The following is a 13,842-nucleotide window of genomic DNA, read 5'->3' as shown; positions in this document are numbered from 1 at the left end:
GGCTCTGCGCGCCGCATTCACTTGCGGCCGTGTCGAGACTTCCGGCACGGCGACATCCCACCAGCTTCCACCGGCTTCGGTCGAAACCAGCGGATCGGTATCGATGACCAGCACGGTGGTCCTTGTATTCTTCTTCGCTTGCGTCAGCGCCGTTTCCAGCCCGGCGATCGACGAAACCTTCTCGGCGATGGCACCCAGGCTTGCCGCATGCGCCGCAAAGTCGATATCAGGCACAATCTCGTGGCGTGCGTCCTTCAGCAGATTGTTGAAGTTGGCGCCGCCGGTCGCCATCTGCAGCCGGTTGATGCAGCCATAGCCTCTGTTATCGAGCAGCACGATGGTCAGCTTGAGGCCGAGCATGACCGAGGTCGCGATCTCGGAATTGAGCATCAGATAGGAGCCGTCGCCGATCATCACGACGACCTCCTCGTCGGGCTTGGCCATCTTGACGCCGAGCCCGCCAGCGATCTCGTAGCCCATGGTCGAGAAGCCGTATTCGGCGTGGTAGGAGCCGGGCGCGCCCGCCTGCCAGAGCTTGTGCAACTCGCCGGGCAGGCCGCCGGCGGCATGAAGCAGGATCACGTCGGAGCCCACGGCGCGCTGCACGGCGCCAATCACTTGCGCATCGGACGGGTAGGCGGCATTGGTCGACGCCGTTACCTTGCCGGCTTCGGCCTGCCAGTCCTTCTTGCCCCTGGCCGCATCGTCGGTCCAGTCAGCCGGCGCCTTCCAGCCGTTCAGCGCCGCGCCAAGCTCGGCGAGCCCTTCCGCCGCATCGGCGACCAGCGGCAGCGCCTGGTGCTTTCCCGCATCGAAAGGCTGCGTATTCAGTCCGATAATGGTCTTGCCGGAATTCTTGAACAGCGCCCACGAGCCGGTGGTGAAATCCTGCAATCTGGTGCCGACGGCAAGCACGACATCGGCTTCTTCAGCCAGCCGGTTGGCAGCCGAAGTTCCGGTGACGCCGACCGCCGCCATGTTGAGCGGATGATCGTCCGACAGCGAGGATTTGCCGCCTTGCGTCTCGCAGGCCGGAATGCCGGCGCCTTGCACCAGCTTCGCCAATTCGCCGGAAGCCTGCGAATAAAGCACGCCGCCGCCGGCAATCACCAATGGCTTCTTCGCGCTCTTCAGTGCTGCCACCGCGGCCGCCAGCTCCTGGCGATCAGGACGCAGTCGGCGCTGGGTCCAGACCCGTTCGGCAAAGAAGCTCTCGGGAAAATCATAGGCCTCGGCCTGCACGTCCTGGCAGAGCGCCAGCGTCACCGGTCCGCATTCGGCCGGATCGGTCAGCACCTGCATCGCACGGTTCAGCGCCGGGATGATCTGCTCGGGCCGGGTGATGCGGTCGAAATAGCGCGACACGGGCTTAAAGCAGTCATTGACCGTCGCCGTGCCGTCGGAGAAATCCTCTGCCTGCTGCAGGACAGGGTCGGGGATGCGATTGGCGAAGACGTCGCCGGGCAGAAACAGGACAGGCAACCTGTTTACATGCGCAAGTGCTGCCGCCGTCACCATGTTGAGCGCGCCGGGGCCGATCGAACTTGTCGTGGCCATGAAGCGGCGACGGAAATTGGCCTTGGCGTAGGCGATCGCCGCATGCGCCATCGCCTGTTCGTTGTGGGCGCGGAAGGTCGGCAATTCGTCACGCACCTGGTAGAGCGCCTCGCCGACACCGGCGACATTGCCATGGCCGAAGATCGCCCAGACGCCGCCGAAGATCGGCATTTTTTTGCCGTCGATCTCGGTCATCTGGCGGGCAAGAAAGCGGGTCAGCGCCTGCGCCATCGTCAGGCGGATTGTCTTGGTCATGTTGTCTTCCTCCGCAGTCCTAGTGCCGCGCCTTCTTATGCTGCTTTGCGGCCGCGCGCGGCAAGCCATGCCTCGGTTAGTCTCTCGAAGCGCGACGCCATGTCGGCCACTGCCTCGTCGTCCGACATCTTGCCCGCAAGCCACTGTTCGGCCGCGTTGATGAAGATGGTGCGTCCGACGGCGAAGCCCTTGACGATGGGCGCTTTGGCGGTGGCGGCGAAGGCCGCTTCCAGCTCGTCCTGCGGCGCTTCGAGGCCGAGCAGCACAACCCCACGGCACCACGGATCGTTCTTCAGGATCACCGCCTCGATCTTTGCCCAAGCCCCGGCCGAAGCCTGCGGTTCGAGCTTCCACCAGTCGGGCTTGATATCGAGCGCATAGAGTTCCTCCAGCGCGCGCGGGATCGTCGTGTCGTCGAGCTCGCCGTGCTTTCCGGCGATGATCTCGATGAGAAGTTCTCTTCCCACTTTCCGCGCGGCCTCGAACAGGCTCCGCAGTTTTTGCTGCTGCTCGGTCTTCAGCGGCTCCGGGTCGTCGGGGTGATAGAAGCACAGGCACTTGATGCAATGGTCGACCGGCCACTCGATCAATTGCGAGCCGATGTCCTGCGAGAATTCGAAACGAAGCGGCCGCGATCCGGGCAATTCGACCGGCCGGCCGAGCCAGGCGAAGGAATGGCGGGCGAATTCGAACATCGCCTCGCGGCCGTATTTCTCGTCGAGCAGCATGCCGTAACCGGCTCGGCCGGCGGCCACCCTTGCCGCCGCCTTGACCGTCAGCACCTTGAAATCATGGATGCGCGACGGGTCGGCGCCGGCTTTCGCAGCGACATCGTCAAGCTGGATACGGTGGTCGCAGGCCAGCGCCATCAGCGAGGGAATATCGCGCCGGCGCGTCGTCGCCCAATGGATATGGTTGATCGCCTCGTCCTTGCGCAACGCCAGATGCTGGCTGCCGTTCTTCAGGAAGAATTGCAATTCCTCGAAGGTCGGATATTCCGGCGCACAGAGCAGCCGCGACACGGCGAAGGCACCGCAGGCATTGGCCCAGGTCGCCGCCGTCTCAAGGCTTTCGCCGCCGAGCCAGCCGCGCAGGAAGCCCGACATGAAGGCATCGCCGGCGCCGAGCACATTGTAGACCTCGATCGGAAAACCCTTGCCGACAATGCCGTCTTCGAGATCGTCGCTGATCGGCCCGTCATAGACGATGCAGCCCATGGCGCCGCGCTTCAAGACGATCGTGGCTTTGGACAGCAAGCGGATCGTCTTCAACGCGCTGAGGCAATCGTCAGTGCCGGAGGCGATCATGATCTCTTCTTCGGTGCCGACGATGAGATCGCAGTCGGGCAGCACTGTCTTCAGCTGCGCGGAGACCCGGTCGGATTTCACATAGCGCTCGAACCCTTCGGCATGGCCGGCAAGGCCCCAGAGATTGGGGCGGTAGTCGATGTCGAACACCACCTTGCCGCCCTTGGCCTTGATGGCGCGGATCGCCTTGCGCTGCGCGGCGTCGCTGTTGGGCCGCGAAAAATGCGTGCCGGTGACGACGATGGCGCGTGCCGAAGCGATGAACGCCTCATCTATGTCTTCCTCCGCCAGCGCCATGTCGGCGCAGTCGCTGCGATAGAAGATCATCGGCGAGACGCCTTCGTCCTCGACCGACAGCAGCACAAGCGCGGTCAGCCGGTCCGGGTCGGTCCTGAGGCCGTCGACGGAAACCCCTTCGCGCGTCAGCTGCTCGCGGATGAAGCGGCCCATCTGCTCGTCGCCGACGCGGGTGAGCAGCGCCGAGCGCAGACCGAGCCTCGCCGTGCCGACCGAAATGTTGGCTGGACAGCCGCCGACCGACTTGGCAAAGGAGGTGATGTCCTCCAGGCGCGAGCCGATCTGCTGGCCGTAGAGATCGACCGAGGCGCGGCCAATGGTGATGACGTCGAGCGGCGCATGTTTCGCGTCCATGGCTTCGCCCATTCGAACCTCCCATCAGCCTTGTTGTCTTGGGGTACACGCGCGAGCGGCAGCGTGGCGCCGGGAATATGAAATAATAATTCCAATCCATAGTCAATATGGAACACGCATTCCTTTGCTGAAAAGTAGCCTGTCAGGCCTTGCGCTTGCGGCCGGCATCGCGGCGCTTCTCGCCAACCGCAACGGTCAGCGCCATGGCCAGCGCCATCGTCGCCGACAGCGAGCGGAAGCCGGCGAAATCGGCCTCGGCGATCTCGAACCAGACCTTGGCGAACTGGGCGAGCGGCGAAAAGGAACTGTCTGTGATCGCCACGATCGGAACGCCTTGCTCGGAAATGACGCGCGCCTCGTCGATAGCCGCCGGGGCATAGGGTGAGAAACTGATGGCGATGACGGCATCCCTGGGCGAGGCAAAGCTGATCATCTCGGCGTTGAGGCCGGCGGCCGATTCGATCAGCTGGTTGCGGATCTTGAGCTTGCCCAGCGCATAGGCGATGTAGGAGGCGACCGGATACGAGCGGCGCTTGGCCAGCACATAGATGGTTTCCGCCTTTGCCAGCAAGGCGATCGCATCTTCGAAATGGTCTTCGTTCAACCTGCCTGAAATATCGTTGAGCGAGGTGCTGGCCGCGGCGACGAAGCCGTCGAAGATCGCCCGGTGACCGGCGCCTTCCTCGGCCTTGGCGCGCAATGCCGCCAGTCTTTCGTCATAGGACGAATTGCGCTCACGCAGGCGCTCGCGAAACACCAGCTGCAGACTGGTGAAGCCGTCGAAGCCGAGCTGCTGGGCGAAGCGGATCAAGGTCGAAGGCTGGACGCCGGCGGAGGCGGCGATGCTGGCAGCCGTGCCGAAGGCAATGTCGTCAGGATTGTCGAGCGCATAGGCGGCGATCTGCGCGATACGCTTGGGCAGGCTATGGCGCCGTTCCAGGATCGTCGTCCGCAGCGTCTCGAAATCGCGGGGCACCCGTTCGTCCATCGTCGCTCCGCCTAGGCTCATCAGTCGATGCCGTGTGTGCCCCATCATAGCGAGCCTGTGCAAGAAGGCCATAAAAAATGAGGAATGCGTTCCATTTCTGGATAAAATGGACTAATTCATCCACGCAAATCTTGCTGACAGCGGAGACAAGGGAAATGGTCGGAGTCGGTCTTATCGGCACAGGCTTCATGGGCAAGTGTCACGCCATCGCCTGGAACGCGGTCGGCACCGTCTTTCCCGACGTGGCCAAGCCAGGGCTGGTCCATCTCGGCGAGGTCAATGAGGATCTTGCCAAACGTCGTGCCAGCGAATTCGGCTTCGCCAAGGCCTCCGGCGACTGGCGTGCCGTCGTCGATGATCCGGATGTCGATATCGTCTCGCTGACCACGCCGAACCAGTTCCATCCGCAAATGGCCATCGCCATCCTCGAAGCCGGCAAGCATCTGTGGTGCGAGAAGCCGATGGCGCCGAGTTTTGCCGAGGCGCAAGCCATGGCGGCGGCGGCGCAAAAGGCCGGCAAAGTGGCCGCTCTCGGCTACAACTACATCCAGAATCCTGCGATCCGCCATATCGGTGCGCTGCTCGACGAGAAGATCATCGGCGAGGTAAATCACCTGCGTATCGAGATGGACGAGGACTTCATGGCCGATCCGGAGGCACCGTTCTTCTGGAAACACGAGGCGGCGTCCGGTTACGGCGCGCTCGACGATTTCGCCGTACATCCGCTGTCGCTGGTCGCCGTGCTGTTCGGCCGCGTCGCCCGCGTCATGTGCGACATGGCAAAACCCTATGCCGATCGGCAGGTCGCCTCGGGCGGGCGCCGCGAGGTCGAGACATACGACATCGCCAGCGTGCTGATGCATCTCGAAAACGGCATTGCCGGCACGCTGCTGGTCAATCGTTCGGCCTGGGGCCGCAAGGGCCGGATCGCCATCCAGATCTTCGGCTCGAAGGGCTCGATCCTGTACGATCAGGAGCGGATGAACGAGTTCCAGCTCTACCTCACATCAGACCGGCCGACCGAGCAAGGCTATCGCACCATCCTGGTGGCGCCGCATCACAAGCCCTACGATGCCTTCCTGCCGGCGCCCGGCCACGGTCTCGGCTTCAACGACCTCAAGATCATCGAATGCCGGGAACTTTTGACGCGGCTGGCCGGCAAGCCGGCGCGGATCATCGATTTCGACGAAGGACTTGAGATCGAGCGCACCGTGCATGCCATGGCGCGCTCGTTCGAGGAGCAGCGCTGGGTAGATGTGAGGTAACGCTGGCGTTGGCTCCCCTTCTCCCCTTGTGGGAGAAGGTGGCCGAGCGAAGCTCGGTCGGATGAGGGGTGTTGGACGGATCGTGACTTGAAGTCGTAAGGGCTTCAATTCATCTGATATTTCAGCGTATCGTGTCTTCCAGCACCCCTCATCCGTCTCGACGCTACGCGCCGATCCACCTTCTCCCACAAGGGGAGAAGGTGAAAGCTTCAGGCGGCTCCCGGACGGCTGTCGATCATGGCGCGTCGCGCTGACCGGCGCCGCTCGACGGCGTCGGCAAGACCGTGCAGCACCGTCTCGGTGGTTGTCCAGTCGATGCAGCCATCGGTGATGCTCTGGCCGTAGACGAGCGGCTTGCCGGGCGTGACGTCCTGGCGGCCGGCGACGAGGTGGCTCTCGATCATGACGCCGATGATGCGCTCGTCGCCTGCCGCGACCTGATCCGCCACGTCGGCCGCCACCATCGGCTGGTTCTCCGGCCGCTTGTTGCTGTTGGCGTGGCTGACATCGATCATCAACCGTGGCGGGATGCCGGCGCGGCCGAGTTCCTTGCAGGCAGCCGCGACGCTCGTTGCGTCGTAATTCGGCACAATGCCGCCGCGCAGGATGACGTGGCAGTCCTCGTTGCCGGTGGTCGTCGCGATGGCGCTGCGTCCGCCCTTCGTCACCGCCATGAAATGATGCGGCTGGGCGGCGGATTTCACCGCCTCGGCGGCGATCCGCAGGCTGCCGTCGGTGCCATTCTTGAAGCCGACCGGGCAGGACAAGCCGGATGCGAGTTCGCGATGGATCTGACTCTCGGTCGTACGCGCGCCGATCGCGCCCCAGGCGACGAGGTCGGCAATGTATTGCGGGGTGGCCATGTCGAGGAATTCAGTCGCCGCCGGAAGGCCGAGATTGTTGACGGCGGAGAGCACGTTGCGGGCCAGCCTCAGTCCTTTGTCGATGTTGAAGCTGCCGTCCAGGTCGGGATCGTTGATCAGGCCCTTCCAGCCGACCGTCGTGCGCGGCTTCTCGAAATACACGCGCATCACGATCTCCAGCCGGTCCGACAGGCTCTCGCGCAGACCCGCCAGACGGCTGGCGTAGTCTACGGCGGCGGCCGGGTCGTGGATCGAACAGGGGCCGACGACGACAACAAGTCGATCGTCGGTCCCCGTCAGGATGGAATGGATGGCGTTGCGTGACGTGGCAACGGTGCGCGTTGCCGTCAGCGTGCGCGGTATCTCCCGCATCACCTGGTCCGGCGTACTCAATTCCCTTATTTCCTTGACCCGAAGATCGTCGGTGGTGGTCAACACGGCTTTCTGCTCCTGGTTGGGAGACCTGCCGGCTGAAACAAAAAAAGCCGCCAGGTCTGGCGGCTGTTCGGATTTTGATGCTGCAATCTTCAGATCGAGCGCAATCCTCCCGCCGCCAGCGAGCTGCCGTAGCTAAAGTACCAGAACGAGGCGGTCAGGTGGATCATGCGGCTCATATAGTCGAAGCCGAAACACTTGTCACTACTCGCCGATCACCCCGGCGATGTTCTGATCGTAGTCGACCAGTGAGCCGGTCATGACGCCGGACTGGGGGCTGATCATATAGGTGATCAGCCTGGCAAGCTGCGCCGGCTTCACCAACTGGCCCATCGGCTGCGCGGCCTCGGCCTTTTCCAGCCAATCGTCGGGCGCATCGTGCCACTTCTTCTGCACGATCGCCTCGCCTTCCGTATCCATCCAGCCCGGCAGCACGGCATTGCAGCGGATACGGTGCTTTCGATAGGAACTGGCGACATTCTTGGTCAGCGTCATCAGCGCGCCCTTGCTGGTCGAATAGGGAGTCAGGAAGGACTGACCGGCATGCGCCGACATCGACAGCACGTTGACGATCGAACCCGGCGCGTTGCGCTCCAGCAGGTGCGCGACGAGACCCTGCATCAGGAAGAAGGGGCCGCGCACATTGGTGTCGAAGATTTGGTCGAAAAGCTCCTCCGACGTCTCGACCAGCGAGCCGCGCGCCGAAGTGGCGGCGGCATTGACCAGCGCGTTGACGGTGCCGAAATGAGTGATCGCCGTTTCGACGGCCCGCTTGCAGTCGGCCACCTCTGAGACATCGGCGCTGATGAAGATGGCGTCGACGCCGCTTTTCCCAAGTACGGCGACCGCTTTGTCGCCTTTCTCCTTGGAACGGCCGACCAGCGCCAGGGCGCGACAGCCCTCGTCGGCCAGCGCCTCGGCGACGGCGAAGCCGATGCCTTGCGCGCCGCCGGTGACGATGGCGCGTGTTTCGGAATTTCGACCGGCTGAACCGTTCATCGCCTTGCTCCTGTGCCTGGTGTTGCTCAGATGGTTTTGTCGAGGCGGACGGTCTTGCCTTCTTTGGCCGATTTCAGCGCCGCGTCCGCCAGCCTCAGCGCGACGAGCCCGTCCTTGCCGCTCGGCGCCGCCTTCTTGCCTGACGTCGCCGCCGCGATGAAGGCGGCGACTTCGTTGGCGTAGGCGTCGAGATAGCGGGTCATGAAGAAGTCGTGCAGCGGCGGGCGCGTATAGCCCTTCTCATTAGCCAGTTCGATCGACACCGGCCGCTGGTTCTCGGCCGCAACCATGCCTTTCGAGCCATGCACCTCAATGCGCTGGTCGTAGCCATAAGTGGCGCGCCGCGAATTGGAGATAATGCACTGCTTGCCGGAGGCGGTTTCGAGGATGACGCTGACACTGTCGAAATCGCCGGCGTCGCCGATTTGTCTGTCGACCAGCACCGAGGCATGGGCGCTGACCGCCACCGGCTCCTCGCCGAGCAGGAAGCGCGCCATGTCGAAATCATGAATGGTCATGTCGCGGAAGATGCCGCCCGAGCGGCCGATATAGTCGAGCGGCGGCGGGCCGGGATCGCGCGACGTGATGGTCACCATCTCGACGGTGCCGATGGCGCCGTCGTCGATCGCCTTGCGCACGGCGGCGAAATGCGGATCGAAGCGGCGGTTGAAGCCGACCATCAAAGTGGCGCCGGCCTTGTCGACCACAGCCAGGCATTCTTCCACTCTGCCGGCGTCGAGGTCGATCGGCTTCTCGCAGAAGATCGCCTTGCCGGCCTTGGCGAACCGCTCAATCAGATCGGCATGGGTGTCGGTCGGCGTGCAGATGATGACCGCATCGATGTCCCCGGCTTTTTCGATGGCCTCGATAGTGCGTACTTCCGCGCCATAGGCCGACGCCAGCTCCGTCGCCGCCTTCTCGAAGGCATCGGCAACTGCGACCAGTCTGGCCTGCGGATTGGAACCGACGGCACGGGCGTGGACCTTGCCGATGCGGCCTGCACCGAGAAGAGCGAAGCGGAGAGACATGGGATTTCCTTTGAGAATTGTTCGAAATGGAAGTGCGTCTTTACTGCACCGTTCACGGCAAGGCGCAGTAGATTTTCTTATTGCGGTTGCTCGGCGACGGGCCGATGACCCGCCGCGCCGGCATTCGCCTTAGGCCGCAAGTTCTGCCTCCCCGGTCTTGGCGCCGGTGATGTATGAGACGACGTCGTTGCCGTCGGTGTCCTGCTTGCGCAGATTGGCGACGATGCGGCCGCGTCGGAACACGACGATGCGGTCGACCAGATCAAACACCTGGCGCATGTTGTGACTGATCAGAATCAGCGGCTCGCCATTGGCTTTCAGCGTGCGGATGATGTTTTCGACCTGCAGCGTCTCCTGCACGCCAAGTGCTGCCGTCGGCTCGTCCATGATGATGAGCTTGGACGCAAAAGTCGCGGTTCTGGCGATTGCCACGCACTGGCGCTGGCCGCCCGACATGTGGCGGATGGTGTTGGAAAGGTTGGGAATCTTGACCGCCGTGCGGATCAGCGCTGCCTCGGTCGCCTTACGCATGAACTTGCGGTCGAGGATCGAGAAAGGCCCGAGATTGAAAAGCACCTTTTCGCGGCCGAGAAACAGGTTCGACGGCACGTCGAGATCGTCGGCGAGCGCAAGGTTCTGGAACACCGTTTCGATGCCTGCCTCGCGCGCTGCGATCGGGCCGGCGAAGTTCACTTCCTTGCCGTCGAACCAGACCTTGCCGCTGGTGCGCTGCTCGACGGCCGTGATCTGGCGCACGAAGGTCGATTTGCCGGCGCCGTTGTCACCCATGATGGCAACATGTTCGCCCTTGCGCAGTTCGAAGTTCGCGCCTTCGAGCGCATGCACGCCGCCATAGTATTTGGTCAGGTTTTCGGTCTTCAGGACGATGTCTGACATGGTCAAGCCCTCATTGCCCGCAGGCGCTGGCGCCACTGGTCGAGAACGACTGCGCCGATGATGATCACACCCTTGACCATCTCCTGGTAGTAGGCGTCGAGGCGCAGGAAGGTGAAGCCGGAGATGATGACGCCGAAGATCAGCGCACCGATCACCGTTCCGATGATCGAGCCGCGGCCGCCAGACAGCGATACGCCGCCGATGACCGCCATGGCGATCGCGTCCAGTTCGTACATCACGCCCATGCCGGCCTGAGCGGTGAGGTTCTTGGAGCTCAGCACCACGGCAGCAAGCGAGGCGAGGATGCCGGCAATGACGAAGACGAGGATCTTGTGGTTCTGGACATTTATGCCGGACATGCGGGCGGCGTCCTCGTTGGAGCCGATGGCATAACAGTGCTTGCCGTACCTGGTGTACGACAGGATCAGCTGGAACAAAATCGCCAGCGATATAAAGATGATGACCGGCATCAGCCCCTTGCCGATGGCGGCGAAACTTTCGGTGGGAAACGAGATCGGCTGCCCCTTGGACCACCATTTGGCGACGCCGCGCGCGGTGACCATCATGCCGAGCGTGGCGATGAACGGCGGAATGCGGGTGTAGGCGACCAGCGTGCCGTTGATCAGGCCCGCCAGCAGGCCGCAGCCGATCGCGACGAGCACCGGCACGATCACCGGCAGGTCGGTCCAGCCCTGCTCGATGAACATCGCCTTGGGGTTAGGGTTGCCGTTGACCGTCGCCACCTGAGCGAAACTCATGGCGATCATCGCCGTGGCGCCGACGACCGAACCAGAGGAAAGATCGATGCCGCCGGAAATGATCACCTGCGTCACGCCGATGGCGATGATGCCGACGATCGACACCTGCAGGATGATGATCTGAAGGCGCGCCTGGTTGAAGATCGTATCGACATTGGCGCGGGTGTTGAACAGGAAGCTGTCGCCAAGAAAGACGCGGCCTATCAGCTCGAAGGCGCCGACCAGGATGATGAGCGCCAGGAAAACGTTGAATTCGGCAGGCCATGTGCGCTTCTTCGCATCATAGCTGAGTCCGCCGACGCCATGGGTTGTCTGTGCCAAATCTTGCTTCCTCCATCAGCCGCAGTCGCCCTCCCGCCGCCTGTCTACGGCGATGAGCGGAAAGAGGAGCGGCGCTGCTTTTTTGTTCTTCGAACATCGGACTTCCCAAAACCGGTCCGATGCTCTGCCGCCGCTCCCTGTCGAAAAACGGTCCTCTGCCTCAGTTCTTCTGCAGGAACTTGTCGATGTTTGCCGGCGTGACCAGCTGGAACGGGATGTAGACCTTCTGTTCAACCGCCTCGCCCTTGGAAAGCTTGAGTGCCGCGTCCAGCGCCCCGGCACCCTGGCCGGCCGCATCCTGGAACACGGTGACGTCGAGGTCGCCCGCCTGCATCGCGGCAAGCGCGTCCTGAGTGGCGTCCACGCCGCCGACGACAACCGACTTCATGTCGATGTTGGCGGCCTTCATCGCCTGGATCGCACCGATGGCGCTTTCGTCATTGTTGGCGATGACGCCATCGAACTGCGTGCCGGTCGACAGCCAGTTGGTCATCAGGTTCTGCGCTTCCTCGCGTTTCCAGTTCGACGTCTGCTTGTCGATGATCTTGATGAAGCTGCATTCCGGAGTGGCGATTACATCGTCAATGTCCTTGGTGCGCTGCACCGCGGCCTGGTTCGACAGCTCGCCCATGATCACGTAGACATTGGCTTCGGTCTTGCCGGCTTCCTTGAACAGGCGGCAGACTTCCTGGGTTTCGAGAGTGCCTGACTCGACCTCGTTCGAGGCGACGAAGGCCTGGTTGTCCGGCAGCGTGTCGACATTGACCGGCTCGCGGTTGACATAGACCAGCGGAACATTGGCCGCAGCCGCGGCGTCAGACATTGCCTGGGTGGCCGAGGTGTCGACCGGATTGACGATGATTGCGTCGACGCCCGAGGCGACGAAGTTCTTGATCTGGTCGAGCTGCTTGGCGACGTCGTTCTGCGCGTCCTCGACCTGCAGCTCCACGCCGTCCATGCCCTTGGCCTGCTCGATCATGCCGTTGCGCAGCACGGTGAGAAAATTATCGTCGAACAGCGCCATCGACACGCCGATTTTGGCAGCGAGGGCGGACGAGCTCATCAGCGCCAGGAATGCGGCGCCCAACAGCAGTTTCTTCATTTTATTTCTCCTCCACAGAATTGGTGTCCGGCTGCACCGATCTACCCGGAATCCCCGATCTCCCAGGGAATCTCTCCCGATTGCCATCTCCGTTCCCGATGGCGATTTCCGCGCTGGCTGGGACGCCAAGCCCTCTGCTTGAAACAGATGTTCCGGAACGAAAGAACCAAAATACCTATCTGGTGAAATATTTATTCCATTCTGCGGGCGGGCGTCAAGGAGATTCCGAAAGCGGATGGCGGATTTTCGGACAACGCGGCTGAGGGCCGGCAAATCTTCTGCAAGAATCCATCAGGCTGATGGTTCACCTCATTGCCGATGCATGGTGGTGCCGGATCTGAACCTGGATGCATTGGCTGAGCCCAGATGTTTTGCCCGCATCTAGATGTTTTCCGGCAGATAGATGTCGAAGGGCAGGAAGGTCTGGCCCGGCGCGTTGGCAGCGCCTGCCTCGATGGCATGCGCCATCAGATCGACAAGCTCGCGGCATAGTGCTGCCAGCGGCGTCGAAATCACCATGGTCAGGATGTTGTCGGCGAGCGCCGCGCGCGACTCGGCGTTGATCTCATTGCAAACGACCACCGGCATATTTACGGGCCTCGCTGCCCTGAGCGCGGAAACCGCGCCTTCCATGCCGCCGCCGGCGACGTAGCAGCCGGCAAGATCCGGGTACCGCGCCAGAAGATCGATCATCGCATCATGGGTCACCTGGTTGGCTTCCAGGTTGACCAGCGTCTCCATCACCGTGAATTCCGGCGCATGCTCGCGGAAAAATGATCTGAAGCCGATCTCGCGTAGCTCATGGCCATGGAAGCGATGGCTGCCGACAAAAAGCGCTACCTTGCCAGGCTTCCTCGCCGCCCTGGCGATCATCCAGGCCGCGGTACGACCGACCTTGCGGTTGTCGAGGCCGACATAGCCCTCGCGGATGCCGGCGGCAAAGTCGGATAGCAGGGAGAAGACGGGTTGCCCCCTTGCCTTCAGGGTCTCGACGGCTGCCGTCAGCGTCGGATGGTCCGGACCGACAAGGGCGACCGCCCTGGATTTCGCCGCCAGCTTGCGCACCTGGGCGGCGATCTCGTCGGGGGCCAGCGAACTGGCGAAATCGATGGTTGCGACGCCGCGGAAGCGCTGTGATTGCGACACCGCCAGTTCGAGTTCCCGCGCGAAATCACTGTAGAAAACATCATTGCCCCTCAGCAGCAGAAAGCCGAGCCGATATTCCGGCAGTTCCTGGCGCATCCGCTGCTTGATCAGCCCGGCGGCGTGGTAGCCGATGCTGGTGGCGGCCTCATAGACGCGACGCGCGGTCTCCTCGCGCACCGGGAGGCGGTTGTTCAGCACCCGGTCGACGGTGGCGACGCTGACGCCGGAGGTGCGCGCCAGATCGGTGATGGTCGGCCGTTTTGCCATGGC

General features: G+C 62.8%; 11 protein-coding genes. 1 reads left to right on the top strand and 10 read right to left on the bottom strand.

From position 1 onward, the window contains the following. From iolD to EOA78_RS07700, 3 genes are all read right to left on the bottom strand, one after another. On the bottom strand, positions 1-1,812 hold a 1,812-nt coding region (gene iolD, locus EOA78_RS07710; protein ID WP_127314603.1), incomplete at its 3' end, for a 3D-(3,5/4)-trihydroxycyclohexane-1,2-dione acylhydrolase (decyclizing). A 35-nt stretch (positions 1,813-1,847) separates the two neighbouring features. Beyond that, positions 1,848-3,782 (bottom strand): 5-dehydro-2-deoxygluconokinase, encoded by a 1,935-nt coding sequence (gene iolC / locus EOA78_RS07705; RefSeq protein ID WP_127314602.1) that lies wholly within the window; start codon positions 3,780-3,782, stop codon positions 1,848-1,850. A gap of 130 nt (positions 3,783-3,912) precedes the next feature. Further along, positions 3,913-4,758 (bottom strand): MurR/RpiR family transcriptional regulator, encoded by an 846-nt coding sequence (locus EOA78_RS07700; RefSeq protein WP_164783668.1) that lies wholly within the window; start codon positions 4,756-4,758, stop codon positions 3,913-3,915. A 155-nt stretch (positions 4,759-4,913) separates the two neighbouring features. Here EOA78_RS07700 and EOA78_RS07695 point away from each other — a divergent pair, with 155 nt between their 5' ends. Then, the gene (locus EOA78_RS07695; RefSeq protein ID WP_127314600.1) at positions 4,914-6,023 is read left to right on the top strand and encodes a Gfo/Idh/MocA family oxidoreductase; all 1,110 of its coding nucleotides are present in this window, start codon (positions 4,914-4,916) and stop codon (positions 6,021-6,023) included. A 209-nt stretch (positions 6,024-6,232) separates the two neighbouring features. Here the strand turns inward: EOA78_RS07695 and EOA78_RS07690 are convergent, their stop codons facing one another. The 7 genes from EOA78_RS07690 to EOA78_RS07660 all read right to left on the bottom strand — a co-directional run bounded on the left by EOA78_RS07690 (position 6,233) and on the right by EOA78_RS07660 (position 13,839). After that, entirely contained in the window at positions 6,233-7,324 is a 1,092-nt protein-coding gene (locus EOA78_RS07690; protein ID WP_127314599.1) for a 3-deoxy-7-phosphoheptulonate synthase, read from the bottom strand. Between the two features lie 201 nt (positions 7,325-7,525). Next, positions 7,526-8,320: an SDR family oxidoreductase gene (locus EOA78_RS07685; protein ID WP_127314598.1), complete on the bottom strand. Its 795-nt coding sequence runs from the start codon at positions 8,318-8,320 to the stop codon at positions 7,526-7,528. A 26-nt stretch (positions 8,321-8,346) separates the two neighbouring features. Continuing rightward, positions 8,347-9,348 carry an inositol 2-dehydrogenase gene (gene iolG, locus EOA78_RS07680; protein WP_127314597.1) on the bottom strand — a complete coding sequence of 334 codons (1,002 nt, stop codon included), beginning with the start codon at positions 9,346-9,348 and terminating at the stop codon, positions 8,347-8,349. Between the two features lie 129 nt (positions 9,349-9,477). Further along, complete coding sequence (locus EOA78_RS07675; RefSeq protein WP_127314596.1) at positions 9,478-10,245, bottom strand: ATP-binding cassette domain-containing protein; 768 nt, start codon at positions 10,243-10,245, stop codon at positions 9,478-9,480. Between the two features lie 2 nt (positions 10,246-10,247). After that, complete coding sequence (locus EOA78_RS07670) at positions 10,248-11,324, bottom strand: ABC transporter permease (RefSeq protein WP_127314595.1); 1,077 nt, start codon at positions 11,322-11,324, stop codon at positions 10,248-10,250. A gap of 160 nt (positions 11,325-11,484) precedes the next feature. Next, positions 11,485-12,426: a sugar ABC transporter substrate-binding protein gene (locus tag EOA78_RS07665; RefSeq protein WP_127314594.1), complete on the bottom strand. Its 942-nt coding sequence runs from the start codon at positions 12,424-12,426 to the stop codon at positions 11,485-11,487. Positions 12,427-12,807: 381 nt separating this feature from the next. Then, on the bottom strand, positions 12,808-13,839 hold the full coding sequence (locus EOA78_RS07660; RefSeq protein WP_127314593.1) for a LacI family DNA-binding transcriptional regulator: 1,032 nt from the start codon (positions 13,837-13,839) through the stop codon (positions 12,808-12,810). Positions 13,840-13,842 lie beyond the last annotated feature (3 nt).

Source organism: Mesorhizobium sp. M5C.F.Cr.IN.023.01.1.1, from assembly GCF_003997585.1.
GTDB lineage: Bacteria > Pseudomonadota > Alphaproteobacteria > Rhizobiales > Rhizobiaceae > Mesorhizobium > Mesorhizobium wenxiniae.
This window is presented reverse-complemented; position numbering and strand designations above follow the sequence as displayed.